The organism is Enterobacter hormaechei subsp. hoffmannii (assembly GCF_001729745.1).
Lineage (GTDB): Bacteria > Pseudomonadota > Gammaproteobacteria > Enterobacterales > Enterobacteriaceae > Enterobacter > Enterobacter intestinihominis.
The window spans coordinates 2,274,536-2,300,606 of record NZ_CP017186.1 but is presented as its reverse complement, the minus strand read 5'-3'; the positions used below and the strand labels follow the sequence as shown (position 1 = coordinate 2,300,606).

Genomic DNA, 26,071 nt, shown 5'->3' with positions numbered 1-26,071 from the left:
CAGCAGTAAGGAGCGATGAATGAGTCAATCTACTACGCAAAACCGACGCTGGGTACTGGCTTCCCGTCCACACGGCGCGCCGGTTGCCGATAATTTCCGCCTGGAAGAGCAGCCGATCCCCGCGCCCGCAGAGGGGCAGGTGTTATTACGCACCGTATGGCTCTCGCTTGATCCGTACATGCGAGGCCGTATGAGCGATGCGCCATCCTATTCACCTCCGGTCGAGATTGGCGCGGTGATGGTGGGCGGCACGGTAAGCCGCGTCGAGACCTCCCGTCATCCGGATTATAAAGAGGGTGAATGGGTTCTGGGTTACAGCGGCTGGCAGGAGTATGAACTATCCGACGGGCAGGGGCTGGTGAAGTTGGGTGAAAACCCGTCGCATCCTTCATGGGCACTCGGCGTGCTAGGGATGCCGGGCTTCACCGCGTATATGGGGCTGCTCGATATCGGCCAGCCTCAGGCAGGGGAAACCCTTGTCGTGGCGGCGGCCACGGGGCCGGTCGGCGCAACGGTGGGGCAGATCGGTAAAATCAAAGGATGCCGGGTCATCGGCGTGGCTGGCGGGGAGGAGAAATGCCATCATGCGGTCGACGTGCTCGGTTTCGATGCCTGTCTGGATCACCATGCGGATGATTTTGACGAACAACTGGCTAAAGCCTGCCCGCAGGGCATTGATGTGTATTACGAAAACGTCGGCGGTAAAGTCTTTGACGCCGTGCTGCCGCTCTTGAATACCTCCGCGCGCGTGCCGGTTTGCGGACTGGTCAGCGGCTACAATGCGACCAACCTGCCGGAGGGTCCGGACCGCTTACCGCTACTGATGGGGACCATCCTGAAAAAACGCATCCGTATGCAGGGTTTTATTATCGCGCAGGACTATGGTCATCGTATTGACGAGTTCCAGCAGGAAATGGGCCGCTGGGTGCAGGAAGGCAAAATTCACTATCGCGAGCAGGTTACGGAAGGGCTGGACGCGGCGCCGGACTCCCTGATTGGCCTGCTTGAGGGGAAAAACTTCGGCAAGGTTGTGATCCGCGTGGCGGCCGACTAAACAGAGCATCGGTTATGGCGGGCAGTGTCCGCCATAATTATTTGTGAAGATACGATATATTGTCTTTAATTAATCCATAAGCTTTGCGCGCCTCGGCCCAGCTGAGCCAGAAGTAAAAAATGCAATATTATTTGAACGATTTTAATATTACGCGCGCCCCTCATACCAGGCATGACGATACAGGATATATCTAACCGGCGATGTTTTTTTAAACAGACGCTGAAAATGGCATTTTGTTTGGCTACGGGAATTAAACATGCTTGATTTGGAACATATGGAAAAAGCACAAAGAATCAGTCTGACTTTGCAAGTAGAGAACAGTTTAAAGGGAGCATTAATTACGGGCTCATTAAAACCTGGGGCTCGACTCGTTACAAAAGAGATTGCGGATAAATTGGGCACCAGTATCACACCGGTGCGCGAAGCCCTGCTGCGCCTGGTGTCGGCGGGGGCATTACAGGCCACGCCAGCGCAGGCGTTTTTGGTGCCAGAAGTGACGCTGGAACGCTATAACGAAATTAACGCCATCAGAAAGCAGCTTGAACCGATGGCCGTTGCGGCGGCGTGCCAGAATATGACCGAGACCAAACTGGATGCGTTACGCGCGCTGTCAGATAACTTCAGTGCCGCCATGCATCAGGGCGATGTACAGAAAGCGATCCATGCCAACCGCGTGTTCCGGTTCACGCTCTATCAGTATGCCGAGATGCCGACCCTTCACTCGCTGATTGAGCAGCTCTGGGTACGGATTGGTCCGTGCATTCACTATCTGCATGAAGAGTTAAGCGAGGTTCCCGCAGCGACCTATCATTATGACGATCTGCTTTCTGCGCTTGAGCAAAGGGATGTGACGGCCAGCCGGGAAGCGATCGACAAAGCCATTGATGAAGCCAATATTCTTCTGCAACGGCAATACTACAGTTAAGGATCCCTCTGGCGCACTTATTTGTTTATTTGTATCAAACGTCCTTGATTATATTCCCGGCGCATCAGGCAACCGGGAATGATGTTATTTTGCTTATTTTTTTACCGGCAACGTGCGCTGCCGGAGAATGGTTTACTCAAAACGATAAGAGACCGACAGGCCCACGCCATAGTTACGACCAGGGGCAGGTTCGTAATAGCGGTTGTAGCCAGCGTTAACAATCTCTGAACCGGCGTACTCTTTATCGAACAGGTTATCGACGCGACCAAAGACGTCCATTCCCCATTTGCCGTAGTTGAGTTTATAGCCGGTATTCAGGCCCACAACGGTATAAGAGGGCGCTTTAGCGGTGTTGGTATCGTTGGCCATGACATCGCTCATGTAGCGGGCATCTGCCCCCGCGTACCAGCCTTCCTCAGGCTCCCAGCCAAACGACGCATATCCCATGTTACGGGCGATCCCCGGCATCCGGTTGCCGCTACAGTCTGTATTGCTACAGACGTTGGTGCGGTAGGTGGCATCAAGATAGGTCCACGCCATCTTCAGCTTCCAGTTCTCGGCAAACTGCTGGTCGAGCGCAATTTCCACACCCTGACGGCGCGTTTTTCCCGCGTTTTTATAAGTCGTGCGACCATCCTTGCTTTCGTCCACCACGATCTCATTGTCGGTATCCGTGCGGAACAGCGCCGCCGTCAGGATGCCATTGCCGATGCGGGTTTTGCTGCCAATCTCATAGGTGTTGTTGGTGGACGGTTGCAGGTTCATATTGAGGCCACCTTTGCCATCAGAACGGTAGGAAAGTTCGTTGATGGTCGGCGTCTCAAATCCCCGTCCTGCCGCGGCATACAGGTTCCATGCGTCGGTCACGGCGTATTTCACCGCACCTGCCGGGAGCCATTTGTGGTAGCTGGCGTCGCCGCTGTCATCACCGTTTTGCGGGGTAATGTAACGATCGTTGGAGTCAAACCAGACGGAGCTATAACGTACGCCCGCCTCTAAGGACAGTTTTTGCGTTAGCTGCCACTGGGTTTGCAGGTAGGGATCCAGGTTCCACATCAGATTGCGTTCGTCACGGCGTTTATTACCCTTCACGCCATAATCTGGCACGCCGTTGCCCATCACGAAGTTCTCATACCCGCGACGATTTTCGCTCATGTTTTCGTAGTTCAACCCGGTGGTAAATGTCACCGGAACCAGCAGTTCGCCGCGGTGGGTCCAGCGCGTATCAATACCCTGATAGTGACGCTGCATATCAATCACACCGCCCGAATGCGCAGGATTCTCGCGCTGAGTGGACGCCGGAATGGACTGGTACTGAGTCATTTCACGCTCACCGGCATACATCATCACGCTGAGGTCGTCCTGTTCGCTCAGCTGACGGTCGTAGCGGATCCCGGCCTGGGTCTGCTTAATGGTCTTACGCGTGTTGTACTGATCGCCACGTGGTGACTGGCGCGGGTTATTCTGCCACTCCTGATAACTCAGTCCGCCCGGATCGTTGGCTTTCATGTCCACGCTGTTAAAAATCAGCGTCAGCTTGCTGACATCATCAATACGCACGCCCAGTTTCGCGTTGGCGAGGTTTTTGCGCGCGCCGCTGTGGTCGCGATAGCCATGGGTGGTAAAACGGGTAGTGGATACGGCGTAATCCACATCGCCCGCCTGAGTACCATCACCCACCGCCCCGGTGGCCTTCATACCGTAACGCCAGGTGCCGTAGCTGCCGTAATAGCTGCTGGCTTCAATGGTGGCTGGCTGTTGTCCGGTCTGGGTGTTGATGTTGATCACGCCGCCGGAGGCATTACCGTACAGGGCAGAGAAGGGGCCGCGCAGCACGTCGACGCTCTCTATGCTGTTGAGGTCAATGTTTGATGTCTGCCCCTGGCCATCGGGCATGGTTGCCGGAATGCCGTCCACGTACATGCGGATCCCGCGTACGCCGAAGGTTGAGCGCGCGCCGAATCCGCGAACGGAAAGTTGCAGATCCTGAGCATAGTTCTGGCGGTTCTGGATTTGCAGGCCAGGTACGCTCCCAAGGGATTCAGAAAGGTTGATGCGCGGTGTGGCATGTCGCATATCCTCGCCGCTCACCACGCTGACTGCGGCCGGGGTGTCCAGTTCGGAGACGGTTTGCGGCGTGGCGCTGACGATCATGGTCTGTTCATCCGCGGCCATCGCACTCAGCGGGCCAAAAATGACGGGAACGAACAACAGGGGTAGTGAGGCCTTATGGGCAGTAATAATTTTCATGGAGTAAGCCGGTTAAGAAAAAATTCGAACCAAATCAACTGGAACCTGTGTATATATGTTAAATCCTTTGTAAATGTTATGAAAACTATAACCGCACATTTCGTGAATGTAAGGTTTTGCAGGAAAGAAATACTCCACATTCAACTCATTAATGATTACTATTCTCATTAAAATAACGGCAAAGCGATGACTTTGCCCGCCGGAAGCGATGTCAGCGGTAAATCTCCTCATTTAAAAAGGAATTGTTATGTCTTTACGTCATCTGTGCTCGCCGCGCCTGCGTGGGTCTCTGCTGTTGGGCTCTTTACTGTTTGCCGGTACGTTCCAGGTTCATGCCGCTGAAGAGATGCTGCGCAAAGCGGTCGGCAAGGGCGCGTATGAAATGGCCGTCAGCCAGCAGGAAAACGCGCTGTGGGTTGCGACGTCACAAAGCCGCAAAACCGATAAGGGCGGCGTGGTCTATCGTCTGGATCCGGTCACGCTGGAAGTGACGCAGGCGATTCATAACGATCTCAAGCCGTTTGGCGCCACGATCGATAACGCCACCCAGACGCTGTGGTTCGGTAACACCGTCAACAGCGCCGTGACGGCGATTGACGCCAAAACGAGCGAGGTGAAAGGGCGCCTGGTGCTGGACGATCGCAAACGTAGCGACACGGTGAAGCCGCTTCAGCCGCGCCAGCTGGTGGCCGATGACACGACCAATACGGTATACATTACCGGCATCGGCAAGGAGAGCGTGATCTGGGTTGTTGATGGCGCAACGCTGAAGCTGAAGGACACCATCACGAACACCGGCACGTTCAGCACCGGACTGGCGCTGGATGCGAAGGCAAAACGCCTGTATACCACCAATGCGGACGGTGAGCTGGTGACCATTGATACCGCGACCAACAAAATCCTCAGCCGTAAGAAAGTACAGGAAGACGGAAAAGAGCACTTCTACCTGAACCTGAGCCTGGACACTGCCGGCCAGCGTGCGTTTGTGACGGATTCAAAACAGCCTGAAGTGCTGGTGGTGAATTTGAAAGATGGCAGCGTAATGCAGAAAATCGCCGCGCCAGAATCGCTGGCCGTACTGTTTAACCCGGCGCGTAACGAAGCCTATGTGACGCACCGCGAGGCGGGCAAGGTGAGCGTGATTGATGCCAAAACTTACAAAGTGACCAAAACCTTCGATACGCCGGTTTACCCGAACAGCCTGGCGCTGTCTGCGGACGGTAAAACGCTGTACGTGACGGTGAAACAGAAGTCTACCCGTCAGCAGGAAGCCACTCAGCCTGACGATGTGATTCGTATCGCGCTTTAAGGTGGGAATTGCCCGGTGGCGCTGCGCTTACCGGGCCTGGAAAACAATGAAATGCAGGCCGGGTAAGGCGTAGCCGCCACCCGGCTTTTTTATTAACGCGACGTCTCTTCCACCAGCGGACCATCCTGTTTGTCATCTCCAGGATGAACCGGGGCGGTACTGTGGATTTCATTCACGCGTTTACGCACGCCAAACCAGCCGGCAATCAACAGCACCGCCAGCAGCGGGATTGTAGCGATGGTGTAGGTGCCGTTAGGGTAGTCGAAGGCCATCAGCACCAGCACGCTCAACAGGAATAGCAGGGTAAGCCAGGATGTTACCGGCGCGCCCGGCAGCTTGAAGCTGACGTCAGCCGCTTTCCCTTCTTTAATTGCTTTGCGCAGACGCATCTGACACACCACGATAAAGGCCCAGGAGGCGATGATGCCCAGCGCAGCGACGTTCAGCACGATCTCAAACACCTGAGACGGCACGAGATAGTTCAGGAACACGCCAAAGATATACACCACCAGCGTAGCCAGAATACCCGCGTAAGGCACCTGCTGCTTGCTCATCTTCGACATAAACTTCGGCGCAGAGCCCCCCATCGACATGGAGCGCAGGATACGGCCCGTCGAATAGAGCCCGGAGTTCAGGCTGGAGAGCGCGGCAGTCAGTACCACGATGTTCATGATGCTGCCCACGTACGGCACGCCCAGCTTAGAGAAGAAGGTCACAAACGGGCTTTGCCCCGCCTGGTATGCATTCCACGGCAGCAGCAGTACCAGCAATACCACGGAGCCCACATAGAACAGACCGATACGCCAGATCACGCTGTTGATGGCTTTAGGCACCATCGTCTGCGGATCTTTACATTCACCTGCCGCCGTACCGACCAGTTCGATGGAGGCAAAGGCGAATACCACGCCCTGGACCAGAACCAGCGCTGGCAGCAGGCCGTGCGGGAAGAAACCACCGTTATCGGTAATCAGGTGGAAGCCGGTGGCGTTGCCGTCCAGCGGTTTACCGGTGCCGAGGAATACGGTCCCGACCACCAGGAAGATCACAATGGCCAGCACCTTCACCAGCGCGAACCAGAACTCCATCTCGGCGAACCATTTCACGCCGATCATGTTCATGGTCCCGACGATTGCCAGCGCCCCGAGGGCGAACACCCACTGCGGCACATCGCCAAACGCGCCCCAGTAGTGCATGTACAGCGCAACGGCGGTGATATCGACGATACCGGTCATTGCCCAGTTAACGAAGTACATCCAGCCCGCGACATACGCGGCCTTTTCACCGAGAAATTCACGGGCGTAAGAGACAAAGCTACCGCTGGAAGGGCGGTGGAGCACCAGCTCGCCGAGGGCGCGAAGAATGAAGAAAGAGAAGATCCCGCACACCAGATAGACCAGGGCGAGAGCGGGGCCAGCCATTTGCAGACGTGCGCCTGCACCTAAAAAAAGACCTGTACCGATAGCGCCGCCGATGGCGATCATCTGAACCTGACGGTTGCCCATCGCCTTGTGATAGCCCTCTTCATGAGAGTTCAACCAGCGACGTTTAGCAGCATGATGATCGGCTGCGCTTTTATTGCTTGTTTTCATTGAGTTACCTGTTTGCCTGTCTGAACCATTAACGTGATAGTCCTGCCTGGAAGAAGCCGAAACAAACGATTGCTTCTGCGCAGACACATGCTGCCTTTCCAGTCATTCTGTGTATGGATAAGGCAAAACATGGCGAGGCATCCTACCCGCAATTGATAAGCGACGCAAAATATAACCGTGCCGAAAGTGATGCTCGTCGAAGGAAATCGTGTGGTCAGAGCAGACTGCGATCACAACGCGCTGAATCGTGACGTTTTTTTAGGCAAAAAGGTCGGCGAATGCTGATTTAATCATCAGGTTTACTTAATAGTTACCTATAGGTAGAGCTTATGGATGCCGCAGAGCTGCGATAAGTAATGAAAACGCGGAAGTGTGCTGGCGGCGGCTCGGATAATAGAGATGATAACCGGCAAAAGCCGGACACCAGGCTTCAAGCACACGCACTAACCGGCCCTCAGCAAGGGCGTCCTGAACCGCATCTTCCGGGACGTACGCCAGCCCCAGACCGTTTTCGGCGGCATCAATGCGTTGCGGCAGGCTGTTGAGGATCAATTGGCCGTCAACCCGCACGCGCAGCTCACGTCCGTCCCGTTCAAATTCCCAGGCATATAATCCGCCGCGTGTGGGCAGGCGCATATTAATGCAGCGGTGCTGATCAAGCTGCTCCGGTGTTTCCGGTACCCCGAAACGATGCAAATAGTCTGCCGACCCGACGACCGCCATGCGCATGTCCGGGGCAATACGTATCGCAATCATATCTTTCGCCACCTGCTCACCCAGACGCACCCCCGCGTCAAAGCGGCCATCGACAATATCTGTCAGCCCATCGTCCACCGTGACTTCAACGTTGATGTCAGGATACTGCGCCATAAAGGGTTTAAGCACAGGCCACAGCACGGCAGACATGGCGTGCTCCCCGGCGGTTAGGCGAATATTCCCGGCAGGTCTGTCGCGGGTATCACGCAGCGCGGTAAGTTCCTGCTCGATCTCCAGCAGATGGGGGCTTAAGCGCATGAAGAGTTGCTCGCCGGCCTCGGTAGGGGCCACGCTGCGGGTGGTGCGGGTTAACAGACGGACTTCCAGCCTCGCTTCCAGATTGCGCATCGCGTGACTGAGCGCCGACTGAGATACCCCAAGCTGCGCCGCGGCGCGGGTAAAGCTGCGCTCCCGGGCGACAACCATAAAGGAGAGCAGATCGTTGAAGTTGTCTTTTAACATGGCGGCTTATCCTATTTATGAATTGAACTCATAGTTCCTTTCTGATTATGCACTCTAATGCTCCCCATGGCTTTACGCTACTGTTAACGCAATAGCAAACGAGGAGTAGATCATGAAAATTATCCGTAGCGGTTCGCTACCTTCCGTTCATGGGCCAGAGGCCTGGTTTACCGGCAGCGTGCGCATTGACGCACCTTTCCAGGCGACTGAACCGGCAAAAGTCGGCGGCGCGACCGTCACCTTTGAACCCGGCGCACGTACCGCCTGGCATACGCATCCTCTTGGACAAACGCTGATCGTGACGCAGGGGCGCGGCTGGTTACAGGAGTGGGGGAAAGAGGCGGAACCGCTGAATCAGGGTGATATCGCCTGGATCCCACCCGGCGTGAAGCACTGGCACGGTGCAAGCGTGCAGACGGCCATGACCCATATCGCCATCGCAGAAGCTGTCGACGGGAGCCCGGTGGCATGGCTGGAGAAGGTCACCGACGAGCAGTATCCGAACGAGTAGCGGTAAGCTATAGCTGATTTCCGGCAATCCAAATGTAAATTAATTGTTTCTCAGAGGTGAAATCCGCCTTTAATAATGACGACATGTTAAGTCAAACGAGAACGCAACATGTCATGGCGAATCAGCATTCTGGATAAAAGCCCCGTCGCAGAACACGAAACAGCCGCCGATGCGCTGGCGCGAACCTTAGCACTGGCGCAACAGGCAGAAACGCTGGGTTATCACCGCTTCTGGATTGCCGAACACCACAATACCCCGCAGCTTGCCAGCCCCTCGCCGGAGCTGCTGATTGCCTGGATCCTCGGGCAAACAAAACGTATTCGCGTGGGCTCAGGCGGCGTCATGCTGCAACATTACAGCCCCTATAAAGTCGCCGAAAATTTTAACGTACTGGCCGCCATTGCGCCGGGCCGGGTTGATCTGGGCGTTGGCAAAGCGCCCGGCGGTCTGCCGCTTTCTACCCGCGCCTTGCAGTACGGCCTAAATCCGCAGGAAAAAGGCAGCTTTACTGAACAACTGACGCAGCTTGATCGCTGGATCCGCCCTGAAAATCAGTCAGCGGAGGAGGACGTTCGCGCCACGCCGCTGCCGCCGGTGCCTGCCCGAGGATTTCTGCTGGGCGCCAGTACCGAAAGCGCGCTACTGGCGGCCTCCCTCGACTGGCATTTTGTCTTTGCCGCCCATCTGAACGGTGATCCTGAGCTGCTGCGCGAGGTCGTCACAGCGTGGCGTCAACACAGCGTCCGGGAGGTGATTGTGGCCGTGCAGGTCATTGTTGCCCCAACCCAGGCTGAGGCCGATGCGCTGGCGCAGAAGGTTGAAGTGTGGGGCGTGGAGCTGGTAAACGGACAGCGCGTCACCGTGGCCAGCGAAGAACAGGCCTACGCCTTTGCGCGGCAGGCGGGGAGTGACCCGGTGCGCATCGCGCGTCGGGCGCAGTCTCTGCTGGCCGGAACGGCGGATTCGGTGCTTGAACAGCTCAACGCGCTGCATCAGCAGTGGGGAATTGACGAATTTATCATCGACACGCCGGTCGCTGATGGCGCAACGCGCGTGCAGTCACTGCGACTGCTGGCCGAGGCGCGATTTAACAGGGAGGTGACCGTATGAGCTTTAGCGAACAACTGATTGCCTGGCGCCGTGAGCTGCACCAGAACCCTGAACTCTCCGGTCAGGAGGTCGAAACAACGGCGCGTCTGCGCGAGTGGCTGACGGCGGCCGGGATTGCACCGCTGCCTTACGATCTCCAGACCGGGCTGGTTGCGGAGATCGGCACGGGCAACGCACTGGTTGCGCTGCGCGCCGATATCGACGCGTTACCCATCGACGAGCGCAGTGGGGTACCGTTTAGCTCCCGGCGTGCGGGGGTGATGCATGCCTGTGGCCATGACATCCACACCAGCGTGATCCTCGGCGCTGCGTTAAAGCTAAAGGAGCGGGAAGCCTCGCTCAACGGTCGCGTGCGGATCCTGTTCCAGCCTGCGGAAGAGAATTTCGGCGGAGCAAAAAGTATGGTGCGGGCCGGGGCGTTACGTGACGTACGCGCGATTTTCGGAATGCATAACGAGCCTTCACTGCCGGTCGGCGAGTTTGCTACGCGCGGCGGCCCATTCTATGCGAACGTCGATCGCTTCGTTATTCATGTTACCGGCAAAGGCGCGCATGCCGCACGTCCCCATGAAGGCAACGACGCCATCGTGCTGGCAAGCCAGCTGGTGACCGCGCTGCAAAGCGTAGCCAGCCGTAACGTTAACACGCTGGATTCGGTCGTTCTGAGCGTGACGCGCATCGCCGGGGGGAATACCTGGAACGTGCTGCCGGAAAGCGTTGAGCTGGAGGGCACGCTGCGCACGCACCGCACGGAAGTGCAGCAGAACGTGAAAGCGCGCGTCGGTGAAATCGCCGCCGGATTTGCCAGCGCCTTTAGCGCGCAGATCAACATCACCTGGTACGCCGGACCCACCGCGCTGGTGAACGATGAGCACTGGGCCGGGTTTGCCACCTCGGTTGCGCGCGAAGCGGGATATGAAACCCGGCATGCGGAACTGCACATGGGCGGGGAGGATTTCGCGGTCTATCTGCAAAACATACCCGGCGCGTTTGTCAGCATTGGCAGCAACAGTCCGTTTGGGTTACATCACCCGGCATTTAACCCGGACGAAGCATTAATCGAACCCGCTGCCCGCTATTTTGCTCAGCTCGCGGAAAAAGCCCTGCAACACGTTTAATTAATTTGAGGTGAATATGTCTGCACATCGTCAATTGCGGCTGGGGACCATTTTGCATGGTGCATCCGGAAATATGTCTGCCTGGCGCCACCCGGCGGCGGTCGCGGATGCCAGCATTAATTTTGATTTCGTCAAAGAAACGGCTTTAAAAGCAGAAGAGGGCAAGCTCGACTTTATATTTGTGGCCGACGGTCTTTATATTAACGAGAAATCCATTCCGCATTTTTTAAACCGCTTTGAGCCGCTGACGGTGTTGTCCGCGCTGGCGAGTATCACCTCGCGCCTGGGGCTGGTCGGCACGTTATCCACCTCGTACAGCGAGCCTTTCACCGCTGCACGCCAGTTCGCCAGCCTCGATCACCTGAGCAACGGACGCGCAGGCTGGAACGTGGTGACGTCGCCGCTGGAAGGGTCAGCGAAGAACTTCTCCCGCGAAAAACACCCGGAGCATGCGCTGCGCTACCGCATTGCCGATGAGTATCTCGACGTGGTGAAAGGGCTGTGGGACTCCTGGGAAGGGGATGCCTTTATCCGGAATAAAGAGAGCGGACAGTTCTTTGATGCGTCGAAACTGCATACTCTGGATCACCACGGTGATTTCTTCCGGGTTTCTGGCCCGCTGAATATTGGCCGCACCCCGCAGGGACGTCCGATTGTCTTTCAGGCTGGTGCGTCCGACGACGGTAAAAAGCTGGCGGCAAAACATGCTGACGCGATTTTTACCCACCATGACACGCTGGAAGAAGCCCAGGCTTTTTACCGAGATGTTAAACAGCAGCTGGAAAGTCACGGCCGCCGCGCAGGGGATTTACATATATTCCAGGGCGTCAGCGTGATTGTTGGAAACGACGCCGATGACGTAGAAAACCAGTATCAAACCACGGCGGCACTGGTCTCCATTAATGATGCGCTGAATTACCTTGGACGTTATTTCGAGCATCACGACTTCAGCCAGTATTCCCTCGACGCGCCGTTCCCGGATATTGGCGATTTGGGCAAAAACAGCTTCCGCAGCACCACCGATGAAATCAAGCGTAACGCCCGTGAGCGCAACTTAACTCTTCGTCAGGTCGCGCTGGAAGCCGCATCGCCGCGCCCGCGTTTTTCCGGCACACCGGAGCAGGTGGCCGATGGTTTACAGGCCTGGTTCGAAGAGAAGGCGGCGGATGGCTTCATCATTCAGGGCGGTACGCCGGACACCTTCCCGCGCTTTGTCGACCAGGTGGTCCCCCTTTTACAGGCGCGCGGCCTGTTCCGCACCGACTATCCCGGCACCACGCTGCGCGAAAGTCTGGGCTTAGACGAGCCCAAAAATCAGTTCACACAACAATAAAAGAGAAAAACGCTATGCAGAAATCATCGCTTATTCTGGCGCTTGCGCTGGCTTTTACCCCTGCCGTCTGGGCAGAGAACGTCAATATTAACGGCACCGGCGTGAGCATTGAGGCCAATAAAACGCCGATCAATACCGCCAAAAACAGCGATGCGATCGCGCAACTGCCGAAAGACTATCGCTTTGCCGTGCCGGGGAAATTTACCGTGGCGGTGGCGGGACTGAATCAACCGCCGCTGACGGTCTTTTCCGACGACAACAAGACCCTGCTGGGAAGTGAGGTCGACATTGCGCGTCTGGTGGCGGACAGCCTTGGGCTGGAGCTGAACGTGGTTCCCACCTCCTGGGAGGACTGGCCGCTGGGGGTGGCCTCCGGGAAATACGATGCGGCTATCAGCAACATCACCGTCACCAAAGCGCGCAAAGAGAAGTTCGACTTCGCCACCTATCGCAAGGATTCACTTGGCTTCTACGTGAAATCCACCAGTCCCATCAACTCGCTTGTGAAGGCAGAGGATATCGCCGGGCTGCGCATCATCGTGGGTTCCGGCACCAACCAGGAAGCCATTCTGCTGGCATGGAACGAAGAGAACCTCAAAAAAGGGCTGAAACCCTTTACGCCGATCTACACCAAAGACGACGCGGCCCAAACGCTGGCACTTCAGTCGGGACGCGCGGACGCCTACTTTGGCCCGAACGTGATCGGCGCCTGGAAAGCGGCGCTCAACGGTAAAACCAAACTTGTCGGCAGCGTCGACGGCGGCTGGCCGAAGGCGGCGCATATCGCGGTGACGCTGAAAAAAGGCAGCGGCCTGGTCGAACCGGTTCAAACCGCGCTGAACGGCGCGATCAAGAACGGAGATTACGACAAGGTGCTAAACCGCTGGGGGGAAGGCGTGGAGCGTATCTCCAGTTCCGAAGTTAACCCGGCGGGTCTGGGCGATTAAGGAGGCGCTATGCATGAACAATTTCGTGACGTTTCGCCGGAAGATGCCGATCTTCAGCCCATTATCGCGGGGCTTTTCGGTGAGTACGCCGCTCGTTACGGCGACTACTTTTCAAAGGATGCGGAAGTCGAGCTGACAGAGTGGTACCTGGCGCCGCAGGGGCTGTTTATCGTCCTGGAGCGCGAGGGTGAGATCATCGCCACCGGGGCGTACAAGCCCTTCGACGAACATACCGCAGAGATCAAACGTATCTGGACGAATAAAACGCTGCGCCAGCAGGGACTGGCCGCGCGCGTGGTACAGGAGCTGGAGCGCCGGGCGGTGCTGGCGGGCTACAGCCACATCTACCTGACTACGGGGTTTCGTCAGCCGGAGGCGGTGCGGCTCTATCTCAGTCAGGGGTATCAGCCGCAGTTCGATCTCAACCGCGACCCGGAAGAGTATAGCCAGCCGCCGTTCGACGGTCGGCTGCGTTTCACCAAGACGCTGATCCGCGAAGCGCTCAGCAAAACCGCATAAGGAGCGACGATGAGCAACGTTGAAACCATAAAAGTGGTCCCGGCACGTTATCCGCTGCGCGCTGCTGGCGCCGTGGTGGCGCTGTTTGTGCTGGCGGTCGTGATCCAGTCCGTGGCCTTTAATCCGCGCTGGGAATGGGCGGTATTTGCCCGCTGGTTCTTTGACCCGGTGATCCTCGAAGGCGTCGGACAGACGCTGCTGCTGACGTTGATAAGCACCGTACTGAGCGTGGTGATTGGCGGCATGCTGGCTCTGGCGCGGCTCTCGTCATCATGGCTGTTGAGCAGCCTGGCGTGGGGTTACATCTGGCTGTTCCGATCGCTGCCGCTGATCGTGGTACTGATTATCCTCTATAACTTCTCCTATCTCTACGACACGCTCTCTCTCGGCGTGCCTTTTACCGGCATTACCTGGGGCAGCTTTGAAACCATCAACGTTCTCGGGCAGTTTTCTACCGCCATCATGGGGCTGACGCTGGTGCAGAGCGCCTATACGGCGGAGATCATTCGCGGGGGCTTCCTTGGGGTCGACCACGGTCAGTATGAGGCGGCCGCTGCGCTGGGTCTGCCGGCGTGGCGTCGCACCGTGCGCATAATTCTCCCCCAGGCGCTGCGTACCATCCTGCCGTCCGGGTTTAACGAAATCATCAGCCTCGCCAAAGGGACGGCGATGGTTTACGTGCTGGCGATGCCGGAACTGTTCTACACGATCCAGATGATCTACAACCGCACCCAGGAGGTGATCCCGCTGTTGATGGTGGGGGCCGTCTGGTATCTGGTGATCACCACCGTACTGTCTGCCATCCAGCATGTTATTGAGCGTGGACTCGCCCGCAGCGAGCGCCGCTCCGCCGTAAACCAGAGCCGGGCGACCAGCCGCGCGCGTTCCGTCACCACTTCGTCAGCACAGGAGCCCGTTCATGCAAGCCTCTCCTGAAGGACACATTTCCATAACCGGCGTCAGTAAGTTTTTTGGCCGACATAAAGCGCTCGATAACGTCACGCTTGAGATCCCACCGGGCTCCGTGACGGTGATCCTCGGACCCTCTGGATCGGGAAAATCGACGCTGCTGCGCACTATTAACCATCTGGAGCGCGTAGACGAAGGCTTTATCCAGATTGACGGGGATTACATCGGCTATCGCCGTCAGGGTGACAAACTCTACGAGCTCAAAGAGAAAGAGATCCTCAAACAGCGCGTCAACGTTGGGTACGTGTTTCAGAACTTCAATCTTTTTCCGCATCTTACGGTGCTGGAAAACCTGGTTGAAGCACCCATCGCGCATAAAAAGTTCAGTAAAAAAGAGGCTATTGAAAACGCCTACAGCCTTCTGGATGTGGTAGGTCTGCGCGATAAAGCCGATGCCTGGTCGCGTCACCTCTCCGGCGGCCAACAGCAGCGCATTGCCATTGCCCGCGCGCTGGCGCTGCGCCCGCGCGTGATGCTGTTTGATGAGCCAACTTCGGCGCTGGATCCGGAACTGGTTGGCGAAGTGCTGGACGTGATTAAAAAGCTCGCCCGCTCCGGCACTACGCTGGTGGTGGTCACCCATGAGATCGGCTTTGCCCGGGAAGTGGCGGACCAGGTGGTATTTATGGTCGACGGTAAAATTGTGGAGCAGGGCAGCAGCGACGACGTGTTAAACCGACCGTCGCATCCGCGAACGCGCCAGTTCCTCTCAAAAGTGCTGTAAGGAGCGCAGATGAAATATGGACTCCTGGCGGGGCTGGTCTTCACGACAGCGAGCCACGCCAGCATTGATTTAAAGGCCAACGAACAGCCGCTGCCGGTGACGGTTGATCAACAGGCAGTGGCGAAAATCCCGGCGAACTATAAATTTGTTGAGCCGGGTACCCTCACGGTGGCGATTTCAGCCCTGAATTCTCCGCCGCTGGCGCTGCTGGCCAGTGATAACCGCACCCGTATTGGCAGCGACCCGGATATCGCCCGGTTGCTGGCGGGCAGTCTGGGGCTGAAGCTGAAGCTGGTGCCAACGGCGTGGGAAGACTGGCCGCTGGGGATCACTTCCGGGCGCTATGACGTGGCGTTGGTGAATATCGCCGTCACCGAGCAACGTAAGGAGAAGTTCGATTTTGCAACCTATCGCGTCGATTCCCTGGCCTTCTCGGTGAAATCCACCAGCAACGTACAGTCGATCACCAGTGCGAAAGATCTGGCCGGTAAAAAGGTGATTGTCGGGTCAGGCACCAATCAGGAACGTATTCTGCTGGGCTGGAACGAAGAGAATAAAAAGGCCGGGCGCGAGCCTGCGTTGCCGGTTTATCTGACCGACGACGCCTCAGGCAATCTCTATATTCAGTCCGGCAGGGCGGATGTCTTCTTTGGACCGCAGTCCGTTTCGGCCTACAAAGCCGCGTTAACCGGCAAAACCCGCGTCGTGGGATTAGGCCCGAAGAAAGCCTATGTCGCCACCACAACCAAAAAAGGCAATGGGCTGGTGTATGCGTTGCAGGCTGCGCTGGACGGTGCGATTAAGCGCGGGGATTATCAAAAGGTGCTGGCGCGCTGGGGGGAAGCGGGCGAAGCGGTGACGTCTTCAGACGTTAATCCGCCCGGGATAACCTACTAATGGTGCTCTATACCCTAAATAATTCGAGTTGCAGGAAGGCGGCAAGGGAACGAATCCCCGGGAGCGTACATAAGTACGTGACTGGGGTGAGTGAATGCAGCCAACGCACCTGCAACTTGAAGTATGACGGGTATACACTTAGGGTTTTCATCCCTGAGGAGGCAACATGATCAAACTCTATGGCGTACCCGGCTGGGGATCGGCAATCAGTGAGGTGATGCTGACTCTGGCAGACATCCCGTATCAGTTCGTCAACGTGGATGGGTTTGACCAGCCCGGCCCGCAGCGCGAATTGCTGTTGAAACTGAACCCGCTGTGCCAGGTGCCGACGCTGGAGCTGGAAAATGGGGCGATCGTGACGGAAACCGCGGCGATCGCCCTGATGGTGCTCGACAGACGACCCGACCTCGCGCCGCCCGTTGGGCAGGCCGAGCGCCAGCAGTTTCAGCGCCTGCTCATCTGGTTTGTGGCGAACGTCTATCCCACCTTTACGTATGCAGATTACCCGGAACGCTGGGTGCCTGATGCCCCGGAACAGCTGAAGAAAAACTGTATTGAGTACCGGAAATCCCTCTATCTGTGGTTTGACAGCCAGCTCAGCGCCTCGCCTTATGCCTTTGGCCAACAGCTAACGCTGCTTGACGTCTATATTGCCGTCGTGCGTACCTGGGGGCCAGGTCATGAGTGGTTTACCACCAACGCACCTAATATCACCGCCATCGCGGATGCCGTCTGCGCGTTGCCAGAACTGCACAAGGTGCTAAAAGCTAACGACATAATCTGATAACGTGGAACGCTAACCTATAAAAGGAGCCCTGCCCATGCCTCACGTTGATATCAAATGTTTCCCACGCGATCTGACTGACGAACAAAAAACGGCCCTGGCGGCGGATATCGCCGAAACGATAGTCCGTCATCTGAACAGCAAAGATCGCTCAATCTCCGTGGCGCTTCACGAAGTCCAGGAAGCTGACTGGAAGGCGCAGGTCTGGGATACCGAGATTGGACCTAAACTGGATGAACTGATTAAGAAGCCCGGCTATTCGATGTAACTCGCCTGCCGGGTGGTGCAGTATCACCCGGCGATCCCCGCCTTTCATTCCTTTCGCAAAAATCGATAATAAACAGCACAACGTTTCCGCTACAATTCACTCCTCCGAACAATATTCGTTAAATCAGCAGGTAAGCACTACAACTGCACCAGATTAAGTACAGATAGTAAAAGGATAATTTTTTCATGACAAAATTACCTCGGTTGTCACTCGCCTTTATTCATCCTCGTTACTGGCTCAGTTGGGCAGGCATCGCCGCACTCTGGTGTACGGTCCAGCTCCCATATTCGCTTCTGTTAAAAGCAGGGCACGGACTCGGGCGTCTGGCCATGCGTCTGCTTCCACGCCGCGTGGAAATCGCCAGACTAAATCTTGAGCTTTGCTTTCCGGAGATGAAAGAGGGTGAGCGCGAGCGTTTGCTTGAGCGTAATTTTGAATCGGTTGGAATGGGCGTCATCGAAACGGGCATCGCGTGGTTCTGGCCTGACTGGCGCGTGCGCAAACACTTCAGCGTGACCGGCTACGAACATATGGAACAGGCAAGGGCGCAAGGAAGGGGCGTGGTGCTCATTGGCATGCATTTTCTCACGCTGGAATTAGGCGCACGCATCTTTGGCATGCTCAACGCGGGTATTGGCGTCTATCGTCCCAACAACAATGCGTTGCTCGACTGGCTACAGACGCGCGGTCGTCTGCGTTCCAATAAAACCATGCTCGACCGCTACGATTTGAAGGGCATGATCCGCGCGCTTAAGCAAAACGAGATCCTGTGGTATGCCCCGGATCACGACTATGGAAAAACGAATAGCGTGTTTGTGCCGTTTTTTGCCGTCCCGGACGCCGCGACAACTGCCGGGAGCTATATGCTGGTGAAAAGTGCCAGACCGGCCGTGATCCCGTTTGTACCACGCAGAAAAGCAGACGGCACAGGGTATGAGCTGATTATCCTGGACGATATTAGCGATACCTTGCAGGGAGGCGATAAAGTGGCCGTGGCTACGCAGATGAACAGGGCGATTGAGCGTGCGGTGATGATGGCACCCGAGCAATATATGTGGCTGCATCGTCGCTTCAAAACGCGTCCTGAAGGGCAACCGGACCGGTATGCGCGAAAAAAACAGGTCCAGTCCTCAGTCAGAACTTTCTCTGCCAGCGATATGTCGGATCGGTCGAGTATCCAGCAGTAACACAGGGGGCGGATGCCGTTGCGCTCCGCCCTTTATAAAATCTGCGCCGCTGGATAGAATTACCGCATCCACCTTGTCGGGATGCAAAATATGACCGGAAGAGTCGACTATCACCTTGAAAAATATCTCCTCACCGAAGTCGCCGAGCCAGAACGTCTGACCCGCCAGTGGGCAGAAGTGATGCGCGAGTGTCGCGAGCAAAAATCCGGTGCGGAAGAGCGTTTGCGTCTCGCGCTGCTGAATGTGGATTATGTGACCAGCTTTGAGCTTCCCTTCCGGTTACTCCTCACCCGCGCCCCGCAGTTGATTGATGGGATCAGAAATGAGTTCCAGCTCAGTCAAAAAAATGTCCTGTTCAACGGCAAGCGGTTTGGCTGCGTTTACAGCCTTAAACAGGACCTGGAAGGCGTTCCTGACGAATTTACCTATCACCTGAAAACGCGGATCCAGCGAAGCGACAGCACTGGCGGAAGTGAAGTACCTTACCGGCAAATTGCACAGCAGGTGAAAGCGCCCAGGGAACGACTCAAACTGGCACTCGAAAATGGACTATCTGTAACGGCGCTCGACGGGCTTTTCTGGTTTGGCATTCAGCGTATCGCGGCCGATGTGCAGAGGCTAAGAAAAACGGGCACGAGGATTGTGACGTCAGAGACTGAGGTGTTTGATACGCTAACGATGACAACCCGGCGGATCCCTGTCTACAGCCTGACGCAGCCGGAATGAGCCTCGGTCGCTGAATCGTCGAGCGTCTCAGAGAAAACAAAAAAAGACGGTAAGCTCTTTCTCAGATATACCGTGCTTCAGCAACGCTTTCATTGACATTATGCCCCTTAGAAAGAGGGGCGTTTCACGCGATGGCATTGCTACTCAGCAAATGCCCGCAATGCCTCGCCATCAAGACGATAGCGTACCCATTCGGACTGCGGTACCGCGCCGATGCTCAGATAAAAATCAATTGCAGACTGGTTCCAGTCAAGCACGCTCCATTCCAGCCGGCCGCAGTGACGTTCCACTGCGCATTGCGCGATATTTTTAAGCAGTGCTTTTCCCGCACCCTTGCTGCGGTATTCCGGGGAGACATACAAATCTTCCATATAGATGCCGTTGCGGCCAAGCCAGGTGGAATAGCTGGTGAAAAAAACGGCATACCCCACAGCATGGCCTGCATATTCGGCAACCAGCGCTTCGGTTTTACTGTCTGCACCAAACAGCGTTTTACGGATTTCGTCCGGCGTGGTGACCACTTCTTCTGGCGCTTTTTCATAGACTGCGAGTTCGTAAATCATATCGTATATTGCCGCTGCATCTTCAGGTCGCGCCTGACGAATCGTAATGCTCATTCCTTTCCCTTTATCTTTGTTTGTAGTTGATGGGGATAAGCATAAAGGCTAATGTCAGAAGAATTAAGTGCAATGAAATCAATAAATGATGAATATTATGCATCCAGCCTTAAGGTGCCTTGATTTAAACCTTCTGCCGGTTTTTGACGCGATTTATCGCCACAGTTCCGTTCGACTTGCGGCAGATGAGCTGGCGATGAGCACCTCGGCGCTCAGCCATGCCCTGTCACGGCTGCGTGTTTCGCTCAACGACCCGCTGTTCTACCGGGAAGGACATCGAATGTGTCCCAGCGTCTATGCCACCCAGCTTGCGCCAGTTATTGCATCGGCCCTGAAATATCTCGACCAGGAGCTGTCGCCGCAGCCGGAATTTGATCCTGCTGTCAGTACAGCGTGTTTGCAGATCGCGATAACGGACTTTACCGCGTTCTGCATATTCCCTGCGCTCATGAATACGCTTCAACATGCGGCGCCTGGCTTGCGTCTGGAATTACGATATTTGCCGCACAGCCCGGCGTTGACGGAATTACTGGCAGGCGAGGTGGATTTGGCCCTGGGATTCAGCACCATTGAGGATCGCCGGTACCCGGAGCTGGAAGAGATCAGCTGGTTCGAAGATGAATATGTGGTGATTAGCAATGCGAGCCGGAGCGCGCTCACGCTGGAGGATTATCTCGCCGCCCGGCATCTTGTGGTTACGCCGTGGAATGAGAAGCAGGGGGTGCTGGATTTGCAGCTGGAACGCATGGGTTATACCCGACACATTGCAATCAAAACCCCGTCTATGCTCAGCGCCCCGTTTGTTATTGCAGAAAGCGATCTGCTGATGGCGTTACCTCGATTCGCCGCTGAAAAGCTGCTGCCAGCTACCCGTATTAAAATTTTTGATTTACCGTTCCACATCAGTCCGTTTGAAGTAAAAATTTATTCGCACAAGCGCAGCGGGAAACGAGGCGTCACGAACTGGCTCAAAGCTACGCTGCGCGCGCTGGCCGAAGGGCAACAGTCAGAGCGCTTATGATTTCGACTGTAACAGGATTGCCATCAGCCCCGGAAAGCGGGCGTCCAGATCTTCTCTTCTCAGTGAAATCATATTCTCGCGCCCCTGCGGGCGCTGCCAGATCACGCCGCTGTCGCGCAGTACACGCCAGTGGTGAGTCATGGTTGATTTCACCACCTCGTCCGGGCGCAGCGCGTTGCAGCTCAGCTCACTGCCGTCGGCCAGCCGTCGAATAATCGCCAGCCGCAGCGGATTGCCGAGGGCGAACAGCACATTTTCCAGCAGTATTTGTTCAGGTTCCGGGTGGTTTGGGATCATCGTTTTCCTGCGTCTCGCGTGAGATTGAGCTATATCAACAATAGGTCAACCGTTAAAAAATAGTTCGATAATACTCGTACAATAGGACTATTATAACAAACGAACAAACACGCGACTATCCTGGTCGTCACAAACCCGTCATGAAGACGTAAGGAAATATCATGCCCCGACCCATTCCACTCGAACGTTATCGCAACATCGGTATCTCCGCGCATATCGATGCCGGCAAAACAACCACCACTGAGCGTATCCTGTTTTACACCGGGATGAGCCACAAGCTGGGTGAAGTACACGATGGCGCGGCAACCACCGACTGGATGGCGCAGGAGCAGGAGCGCGGGATCACCATTACGTCGGCGGCGGTGAGCTGTTTTTGGCCCGGCATGGACAGAGGCTTTGAACCGCACCGCATCAATATTATCGACACCCCCGGGCATGTGGATTTCACCATTGAGGTGGAACGTTCCATGCGTGTGCTCGACGGCGCGGTGATGGTTTATGACTCCGTCGGCGGCGTGCAGCCGCAGTCGGAAACCGTCTGGCGTCAGGCGAATAAATATCACGTCCCGCGTCTGGCATTCGTCAACAAAATGGACCGCCCGGGTGCGGATTTCTTCCGCGTGGTGCGGATGATGCAGGAGCGGCTGAAAGCTAATCCGGTCCCGATTGTGATCCCCGTGGGCGCAGAGGAACACTTCACCGGCGTGGTTGATCTCATCAAGATGCGCACCATTCTTTGGGATGATGCGACCCAGGGCATGGCGTTCACCTACGCGCCGGTGCCCGACGATCTGCTGAGCACCGCGCAGACGTGGCGAGAAAAAATGGTCTCGTCTGCGGCAGAAGCCAGCGATGAGCTTATGGATAAGTACCTTGAGACGGGTGAACTGGATGAAGCGGAAATCATCAAAGGGTTACGGATCCGAACGATCTCCGGTGAAATACAGCCCATGCTGTGCGGCAGCGCTTTCAAGAACAAGGGTGTGCAGCGCATGCTCGACGCGGTGATTGAATTGATGCCGTCTCCACTGGACGTGCCCGCTATTGATGGGGTAGACGAAGATGGACAGCACGCCGAGCGCCACCCAAGCGATGATGAACCATTCTCTGCGCTGGCCTTCAAGCTGATGAGCGATCCGTACGTCGGACAGTTGACCTTTATTCGCGTCTATTCCGGCATACTGCGCAAAGGCGACGCGGTGTATAACCCGGTGAAGGGCAAAAAAGAGCGAATCGGGCGCATCGTGCTGATGCATGCCAACGACCGCCATGAGGTGGACGAGCTGCGCACAGGGGATATCGCAGCCTGTGTCGGGCTGAAAGACGTCACCACCGGTGACACGCTGACCGACCCGAATGCGGTGATCACCCTTGAACGGATGGAGTTCCCGGACCCGGTTATTTCGCTGGCGATTGAGCCGAAAACCAAGGCCGATCAGGAGAAAATGGGGATCGCCCTACAGCGCCTGGCGGCGGAGGATCCGTCTTTCCGTCTGCACACGGACGAAGAGTCCGGTCAGACCATTATCTCCGGGATGGGCGAACTGCATCTCGAAATCATCGTTGACCGCATGAAGCGTGAGTTTGGCGTTGAGGCAAACATTGGTCGTCCGCAGGTCACCTACCGTGAAACCCTGCGTAAAGCGGTGAAGGATATTGAAGGTAAATTTGTCCGACAGTCCGGCGGGAAAGGGCAGTACGGTCATGTGGTCCTGAGTCTGGAGCCGTTAGCAGCCGGAAGTGGTTTTGTGTTTGAAGATGCCACCAAAGGCGGGGTAGTTCCACGGGAGTACATCCCGTCGGTGGAAAAAGGCTTGAGAGAAGCCATGAATACGGGGGTGCTGGCGGGCTATCCGGTTGTCGATGTGAAAGCGACCCTGACGTTTGGTTCCTACCATGACGTTGACTCCTCGGAGATGGCCTTCCGCATGGCGGCGATCCTCGGCTTCAAAGAGGGCGCGCGGCGGGCGGATCCGGTTATTCTTGAGCCGGTGATGCACGTTGAGGTGGAAACGCCGGAAGAGTATGCCGGGAACATTATGGGCGATCTCTCCTCCCGCCGCGGCATGGTGCAGGGGATGGCAGAGCAGTACGGCAGCCAGATTATTCGCGCTGACGTCCCGCTGGCTGAAATGTTTGGCTACGCCACCACGCTGCGCTCGATGTCCCAGGGGCGCGCGACGTATACGATGGAGTTCCATCATTTTGCGGAAGCTCCGCGGAATGTGGCGGATGAGATTATTGCGAAGCGCGTGAAGAGTTAATTAATTGCACATGGTAGTCATTTGGCTACCATGTGCCTTTATTATTACGACAGGGAGTTTATGCCTGTTACTTAATTAGCGTCGCCGAGCGCACTTTCCATTTTCCTTGCTCTTCAACGAGACAATCTGCAATAACATGATCTTGCTTCTTACCAAATGCGACATAGACGTTTGTGCAAACGGCGTCAAAATCAGAATGTAAGACGGTTATCTGATTCCAGTCATCATCCCAGTCCTGCGCTTTGATAAACATATCCGCATCGGGCATATCTTTGTCGTTATTGTCGCCAGAGTACATTTCTTTAATTGCTGCAATGGTCCCTGAGGCTACGTACTCGTTCATAATGTCTGGATTGAGTACGGGCGGTTTGTTCTGATCTAACTGCGCTATATACCATTGATTGAATTTAAGCGCCGCCTGACCCGGTGCATAAATGTTTTCTGCGGCCGCGAGCGGAGAAAGGGCGAAAACTAAAAAGTAGAGTGGTTTCATTAATCATGCCTGAACAGTTCATAATGAGGTTGTATGTTGCGGTAAGCCTGCATTGACTAATGTGCGCCCCATATCTTTTGCCAGACGCGTGTTGGGGATTTTTAATCGACCACCCGCTCTGATCGCTTCTGTTACGTAACGAGCACAATAACCCGTGCTGCTAGGTTGCGCGTGTGATTTCGCATATGATATTGCGCCATCTTTGTTCCATGACATGGATAGTTCCTTTACGAAAGATTGTTTATGCAACAGCTTCTGAAATATCCTCCGTTTAACATCGTTATGATAAACATAAAATGCCATAGAAATTTTATATAATTCAGATGGGTATAATTAAAAAATCAATCCAGCGCCTTCACCATCTTCCCACTCGTCACAAACGTCCCGGCCCCCAGATGATGCAGCGTATTCAGCTTATCCCCGTCAAACTGCCAGCGTCCGGCGACAAATGCGCGTTCATCTGCCGCGGCGGAAACCACTTCGCCAAACAGGGTGTCATATTTCTCGGCCGCAGAAGTGACAGGTAATAACCGACACTCCATCCACGCCAGACATTTCTCTTCTATAATCGGCAGACCAAGCTCAGGGCCATGAATAACCGGGATCCCGTAGCAGTTAAATTTATCCTCGTCGCGCCCGCTGACGCTGCCGACCGCCCAGGTCCAGTTGGCTGCCGCCACGCCGGGGATCACAATGCCGAATTTCCCGCTGCGTTCGATCAACTCCCGTGACCACGCGCTTTTGTCTACCACAATCGCGATACGCGGGGGTTCAAATTCCACCGGCATAGACCATGCGGCGGCCATGACGTTGCGACGATCGATGGTCTCATCCCGGCTGGTGATGAGCACGGTTGGACCGTGATTCAGAAGACGGCTGGCATGACGTAATTCAACAGGACGAAAGTGGCTCATAGGATCTCCTCATGTACACGATGAGTATGCCGAAAAAGCACTTTTGCGCATATGCATAAGGGAAAATAGTTTATAAACAGGGGATATCACATCATGGAGCAAATCATGTCCCCATTTCTGAGTGCTTATTTTGCCCGCACGGGCTGGCAGCAGCCCGTACAGGTTAATATCGATACCCTGCGGGGGCTCCATTTACACCATAACTGCGCGATCCCTTTTGAAAATATTGACGTCGTTTTGCCGCGGGAAATCCATCTGGACGACGGGTGTCTGGTGGATAAACTGGTCACCGCGCGTCGGGGGGGATATTGCTTCGAGCAAAATGGCCTGTTTGAACGGGTGTTGCGCGAAGTTGGGTTTATGGTACGCAGCGTGCTGGGGCGGGTTGTGCTGGCGAATCCGTCGCAGATGCCGCCGCGCACGCACCGGTTGCTGCTGGTTGAGCTGAACGGCGAGCGCTGGATCGCTGATGTAGGATTTGGCGGACAAACGCTGACGGCGCCGATTCGTTTGATCGCTTACGAGGAGCAGGAAACCCCGCACGGGAGTTATCGTTTGCTGAGCGAGGGTAACGACTGGGTACTGCAATTCCGCCATCACGAGCACTGGCAGTCGATGTACCAATTTGACCTGGGGACGCAGTACTTCAACGATTACGTGATGGGTAACTTCTGGTCGGCACACTGGCCTCAGTCCCATTTTCGTCATCACCTGCTGATGTGTCGCCACCTGCCGGACGGGGGCAAGCTGACGCTGACCAACTTTAATTTTACCCACTGGCAGAACGGTCATGTGGAGGAGCAGATCCATTTGCCGGATGCGGAGGCGCTATATAAGCTGATGCAGGAGCGGTTTGGCCTGGGCGTTGATGACCCGAAGCACGGCTTTACACTGGCAGAGCTGACGGCAGTAATGGCAGGGTTTGATACGCATCCGCAGGCAGGGAAATAGCCCGGTGGCGGCTACGCCTTACCGGGCCTACGGGAGTATACGTAGGTCGGGTAAGGCGTAGCCGCCACCCGACAAA

Annotated in this window: 25 protein-coding genes and 1 pseudogene; 18 read left to right on the top strand and 8 right to left on the bottom strand. The window is 55.8% G+C overall.

From position 1 onward, the window contains the following. Nucleotides 1-19: 19 nt before the first annotated feature. Together BFV65_RS10795 and BFV65_RS10790 are read left to right on the top strand one after the other, a co-directional pair. A complete protein-coding gene (locus BFV65_RS10795) occupies nucleotides 20-1,054 on the top strand; it encodes an NADPH-dependent curcumin/dihydrocurcumin reductase (protein ID WP_069596603.1) in 1,035 nt (344 codons plus the stop codon). 256 nt (nucleotides 1,055-1,310) lie between these two features. After that, a complete protein-coding gene (locus tag BFV65_RS10790) occupies nucleotides 1,311-1,979 on the top strand; it encodes a GntR family transcriptional regulator (protein WP_022648238.1) in 669 nt (222 codons plus the stop codon). Between the two features lie 132 nt (nucleotides 1,980-2,111). Here BFV65_RS10790 and pqqU read toward each other — a convergent pair whose 3' ends face one another. After that, complete coding sequence (gene pqqU, locus BFV65_RS10785) at nucleotides 2,112-4,229, bottom strand: TonB-dependent receptor PqqU (protein ID WP_069596602.1); 2,118 nt, start codon at nucleotides 4,227-4,229, stop codon at nucleotides 2,112-2,114. 247 nt (nucleotides 4,230-4,476) lie between these two features. On the opposite strand from pqqU, the gene yncE reads away from it, so the two are divergent. After that, nucleotides 4,477-5,538, top strand: coding sequence for a 7-bladed beta-propeller protein YncE (gene yncE, locus BFV65_RS10780; protein WP_022648236.1), 1,062 nt, complete (start codon nucleotides 4,477-4,479; stop codon nucleotides 5,536-5,538). Between the two features lie 92 nt (nucleotides 5,539-5,630). Here yncE and ansP read toward each other — a convergent pair whose 3' ends face one another. Further along, nucleotides 5,631-7,127, bottom strand: coding sequence for an L-asparagine permease (ansP, locus tag BFV65_RS10775; RefSeq protein ID WP_022648235.1), 1,497 nt, complete (start codon nucleotides 7,125-7,127; stop codon nucleotides 5,631-5,633). Between the two features lie 327 nt (nucleotides 7,128-7,454). Then, a complete protein-coding gene (locus BFV65_RS10770) occupies nucleotides 7,455-8,345 on the bottom strand; it encodes a LysR family transcriptional regulator (RefSeq protein ID WP_022648234.1) in 891 nt (296 codons plus the stop codon). Nucleotides 8,346-8,457: 112 nt separating this feature from the next. On the opposite strand from BFV65_RS10770, the gene BFV65_RS10765 reads away from it, so the two are divergent. The 12 genes and pseudogenes from BFV65_RS10765 (at nucleotide 8,458) to BFV65_RS10705 (ending at nucleotide 19,438) form a co-directional block, all read left to right on the top strand. Next, the gene (locus tag BFV65_RS10765) at nucleotides 8,458-8,856 is read left to right on the top strand and encodes a (R)-mandelonitrile lyase (RefSeq protein WP_032624190.1); all 399 of its coding nucleotides are present in this window, start codon (nucleotides 8,458-8,460) and stop codon (nucleotides 8,854-8,856) included. 108 nt (nucleotides 8,857-8,964) lie between these two features. Continuing rightward, nucleotides 8,965-9,966 carry an MsnO8 family LLM class oxidoreductase gene (locus tag BFV65_RS10760; RefSeq protein WP_023306275.1) on the top strand — a complete coding sequence of 334 codons (1,002 nt, stop codon included), beginning with the start codon at nucleotides 8,965-8,967 and terminating at the stop codon, nucleotides 9,964-9,966. Continuing rightward, nucleotides 9,963-11,084 carry an amidohydrolase gene (locus BFV65_RS10755; protein WP_017382285.1) on the top strand — a complete coding sequence of 374 codons (1,122 nt, stop codon included), beginning with the start codon at nucleotides 9,963-9,965 and terminating at the stop codon, nucleotides 11,082-11,084. Before BFV65_RS10760 ends, BFV65_RS10755 begins: the two co-directional genes overlap by 4 nt. A gap of 16 nt (nucleotides 11,085-11,100) precedes the next feature. Then, nucleotides 11,101-13,364 (top strand): annotated as a pseudogene (locus BFV65_RS23380) (NtaA/DmoA family FMN-dependent monooxygenase). Between the two features lie 9 nt (nucleotides 13,365-13,373). Continuing rightward, nucleotides 13,374-13,883 carry a GNAT family N-acetyltransferase gene (locus BFV65_RS10740; RefSeq protein ID WP_069596601.1) on the top strand — a complete coding sequence of 170 codons (510 nt, stop codon included), beginning with the start codon at nucleotides 13,374-13,376 and terminating at the stop codon, nucleotides 13,881-13,883. A gap of 9 nt (nucleotides 13,884-13,892) precedes the next feature. Beyond that, nucleotides 13,893-14,819 carry an amino acid ABC transporter permease gene (locus tag BFV65_RS10735; protein WP_045308163.1) on the top strand — a complete coding sequence of 309 codons (927 nt, stop codon included), beginning with the start codon at nucleotides 13,893-13,895 and terminating at the stop codon, nucleotides 14,817-14,819. Further along, nucleotides 14,803-15,576, top strand: a complete 774-nt coding sequence (locus BFV65_RS10730; protein ID WP_022648226.1) for an amino acid ABC transporter ATP-binding protein — start codon at nucleotides 14,803-14,805, stop codon at nucleotides 15,574-15,576. The genes BFV65_RS10735 and BFV65_RS10730 overlap by 17 nt, the downstream gene beginning before the upstream one ends. Nucleotides 15,577-15,585: 9 nt before the next feature. Continuing rightward, a complete protein-coding gene (locus BFV65_RS10725; RefSeq protein ID WP_022648225.1) occupies nucleotides 15,586-16,473 on the top strand; it encodes a transporter substrate-binding domain-containing protein in 888 nt (295 codons plus the stop codon). A gap of 166 nt (nucleotides 16,474-16,639) precedes the next feature. Then, a complete protein-coding gene (locus BFV65_RS10720; protein ID WP_022648224.1) occupies nucleotides 16,640-17,257 on the top strand; it encodes a glutathione S-transferase family protein in 618 nt (205 codons plus the stop codon). 37 nt (nucleotides 17,258-17,294) lie between these two features. Then, nucleotides 17,295-17,525, top strand: coding sequence for a tautomerase PptA (gene pptA, locus BFV65_RS10715; RefSeq protein WP_022648223.1), 231 nt, complete (start codon nucleotides 17,295-17,297; stop codon nucleotides 17,523-17,525). A gap of 185 nt (nucleotides 17,526-17,710) precedes the next feature. Next, nucleotides 17,711-18,712, top strand: coding sequence for a Kdo(2)-lipid IV(A) acyltransferase (locus tag BFV65_RS10710; protein WP_069596600.1), 1,002 nt, complete (start codon nucleotides 17,711-17,713; stop codon nucleotides 18,710-18,712). Between the two features lie 90 nt (nucleotides 18,713-18,802). After that, complete coding sequence (locus tag BFV65_RS10705; protein ID WP_022648221.1) at nucleotides 18,803-19,438, top strand: ECs1377 family protein; 636 nt, start codon at nucleotides 18,803-18,805, stop codon at nucleotides 19,436-19,438. 140 nt (nucleotides 19,439-19,578) lie between these two features. Here BFV65_RS10705 and BFV65_RS10700 read toward each other — a convergent pair whose 3' ends face one another. After that, nucleotides 19,579-20,055: a GNAT family N-acetyltransferase gene (locus BFV65_RS10700; protein ID WP_022648220.1), complete on the bottom strand. Its 477-nt coding sequence runs from the start codon at nucleotides 20,053-20,055 to the stop codon at nucleotides 19,579-19,581. 85 nt (nucleotides 20,056-20,140) lie between these two features. Between BFV65_RS10700 and BFV65_RS10695 the strand changes: the two genes are divergently transcribed. Beyond that, nucleotides 20,141-21,076 carry a LysR family transcriptional regulator gene (locus BFV65_RS10695; protein ID WP_046621430.1) on the top strand — a complete coding sequence of 312 codons (936 nt, stop codon included), beginning with the start codon at nucleotides 20,141-20,143 and terminating at the stop codon, nucleotides 21,074-21,076. Here the strand turns inward: BFV65_RS10695 and BFV65_RS10690 are convergent. Then, nucleotides 21,071-21,373 carry an ArsR/SmtB family transcription factor gene (locus BFV65_RS10690; protein WP_022648218.1) on the bottom strand — a complete coding sequence of 101 codons (303 nt, stop codon included), beginning with the start codon at nucleotides 21,371-21,373 and terminating at the stop codon, nucleotides 21,071-21,073. The genes BFV65_RS10695 and BFV65_RS10690 overlap by 6 nt on opposite strands. A gap of 161 nt (nucleotides 21,374-21,534) precedes the next feature. Here BFV65_RS10690 and fusA point away from each other — a divergent pair, with 161 nt between their 5' ends. Next, a complete protein-coding gene (gene fusA, locus BFV65_RS10685; RefSeq protein ID WP_023300184.1) occupies nucleotides 21,535-23,637 on the top strand; it encodes an elongation factor G in 2,103 nt (700 codons plus the stop codon). A 67-nt stretch (nucleotides 23,638-23,704) separates the two neighbouring features. Here fusA and BFV65_RS10680 read toward each other — a convergent pair whose 3' ends face one another. From BFV65_RS10680 to BFV65_RS10675, 3 genes are all read right to left on the bottom strand, one after another. Continuing rightward, the gene (locus tag BFV65_RS10680; RefSeq protein ID WP_069596599.1) at nucleotides 23,705-24,130 is read right to left on the bottom strand and encodes a DUF3828 domain-containing protein; all 426 of its coding nucleotides are present in this window, start codon (nucleotides 24,128-24,130) and stop codon (nucleotides 23,705-23,707) included. Between the two features lie 18 nt (nucleotides 24,131-24,148). Then, nucleotides 24,149-24,346: a hypothetical protein gene (locus BFV65_RS22415; RefSeq protein ID WP_228338681.1), complete on the bottom strand. Its 198-nt coding sequence runs from the start codon at nucleotides 24,344-24,346 to the stop codon at nucleotides 24,149-24,151. A 125-nt stretch (nucleotides 24,347-24,471) separates the two neighbouring features. Then, a complete protein-coding gene (locus tag BFV65_RS10675; protein ID WP_069596598.1) occupies nucleotides 24,472-25,044 on the bottom strand; it encodes a flavin reductase family protein in 573 nt (190 codons plus the stop codon). 105 nt (nucleotides 25,045-25,149) lie between these two features. Between BFV65_RS10675 and nhoA the strand changes: the two genes are divergently transcribed. Next, complete coding sequence (nhoA, locus tag BFV65_RS10670) at nucleotides 25,150-25,995, top strand: N-hydroxyarylamine O-acetyltransferase (RefSeq protein ID WP_069596597.1); 846 nt, start codon at nucleotides 25,150-25,152, stop codon at nucleotides 25,993-25,995. Nucleotides 25,996-26,071: the final 76 nt, after the last annotated feature.

Coding starts and splice junctions, on each gene's coding strand:
- BFV65_RS10710 (WP_069596600.1), top strand. CDS start 17,711: ATGACAAAATTACCTCGGTTGTCACTCGCCTTTATTCATCCTCGTTAC.
- pptA (WP_022648223.1), top strand. CDS start 17,295: ATGCCTCACGTTGATATCAAATGTTTCCCACGCGATCTGACTGACGAA.
- BFV65_RS10680 (WP_069596599.1), bottom strand. CDS start 24,130: ATGAAACCACTCTACTTTTTAGTTTTCGCCCTTTCTCCGCTCGCGGCC.
- BFV65_RS10720 (WP_022648224.1), top strand. CDS start 16,640: ATGATCAAACTCTATGGCGTACCCGGCTGGGGATCGGCAATCAGTGAG.
- nhoA (WP_069596597.1), top strand. CDS start 25,150: ATGTCCCCATTTCTGAGTGCTTATTTTGCCCGCACGGGCTGGCAGCAG.
- BFV65_RS22415 (WP_228338681.1), bottom strand. CDS start 24,346: ATGTCATGGAACAAAGATGGCGCAATATCATATGCGAAATCACACGCG.
- yncE (WP_022648236.1), top strand. CDS start 4,477: ATGTCTTTACGTCATCTGTGCTCGCCGCGCCTGCGTGGGTCTCTGCTG.
- BFV65_RS10705 (WP_022648221.1), top strand. CDS start 18,803: ATGACCGGAAGAGTCGACTATCACCTTGAAAAATATCTCCTCACCGAA.
- BFV65_RS10690 (WP_022648218.1), bottom strand. CDS start 21,373: ATGATCCCAAACCACCCGGAACCTGAACAAATACTGCTGGAAAATGTG.
- BFV65_RS10730 (WP_022648226.1), top strand. CDS start 14,803: ATGCAAGCCTCTCCTGAAGGACACATTTCCATAACCGGCGTCAGTAAG.
- pqqU (WP_069596602.1), bottom strand. CDS start 4,229: ATGAAAATTATTACTGCCCATAAGGCCTCACTACCCCTGTTGTTCGTT.
- BFV65_RS10735 (WP_045308163.1), top strand. CDS start 13,893: ATGAGCAACGTTGAAACCATAAAAGTGGTCCCGGCACGTTATCCGCTG.
- BFV65_RS10755 (WP_017382285.1), top strand. CDS start 9,963: ATGAGCTTTAGCGAACAACTGATTGCCTGGCGCCGTGAGCTGCACCAG.
- BFV65_RS10765 (WP_032624190.1), top strand. CDS start 8,458: ATGAAAATTATCCGTAGCGGTTCGCTACCTTCCGTTCATGGGCCAGAG.
- BFV65_RS10795 (WP_069596603.1), top strand. CDS start 20: ATGAGTCAATCTACTACGCAAAACCGACGCTGGGTACTGGCTTCCCGT.
- BFV65_RS10675 (WP_069596598.1), bottom strand. CDS start 25,044: ATGAGCCACTTTCGTCCTGTTGAATTACGTCATGCCAGCCGTCTTCTG.
- BFV65_RS10760 (WP_023306275.1), top strand. CDS start 8,965: ATGTCATGGCGAATCAGCATTCTGGATAAAAGCCCCGTCGCAGAACAC.
- fusA (WP_023300184.1), top strand. CDS start 21,535: ATGCCCCGACCCATTCCACTCGAACGTTATCGCAACATCGGTATCTCC.
- BFV65_RS10700 (WP_022648220.1), bottom strand. CDS start 20,055: ATGAGCATTACGATTCGTCAGGCGCGACCTGAAGATGCAGCGGCAATA.
- BFV65_RS10695 (WP_046621430.1), top strand. CDS start 20,141: ATGATGAATATTATGCATCCAGCCTTAAGGTGCCTTGATTTAAACCTT.
- BFV65_RS10770 (WP_022648234.1), bottom strand. CDS start 8,345: ATGTTAAAAGACAACTTCAACGATCTGCTCTCCTTTATGGTTGTCGCC.
- BFV65_RS10790 (WP_022648238.1), top strand. CDS start 1,311: ATGCTTGATTTGGAACATATGGAAAAAGCACAAAGAATCAGTCTGACT.
- BFV65_RS10725 (WP_022648225.1), top strand. CDS start 15,586: ATGAAATATGGACTCCTGGCGGGGCTGGTCTTCACGACAGCGAGCCAC.
- BFV65_RS10740 (WP_069596601.1), top strand. CDS start 13,374: ATGCATGAACAATTTCGTGACGTTTCGCCGGAAGATGCCGATCTTCAG.
- ansP (WP_022648235.1), bottom strand. CDS start 7,127: ATGAAAACAAGCAATAAAAGCGCAGCCGATCATCATGCTGCTAAACGT.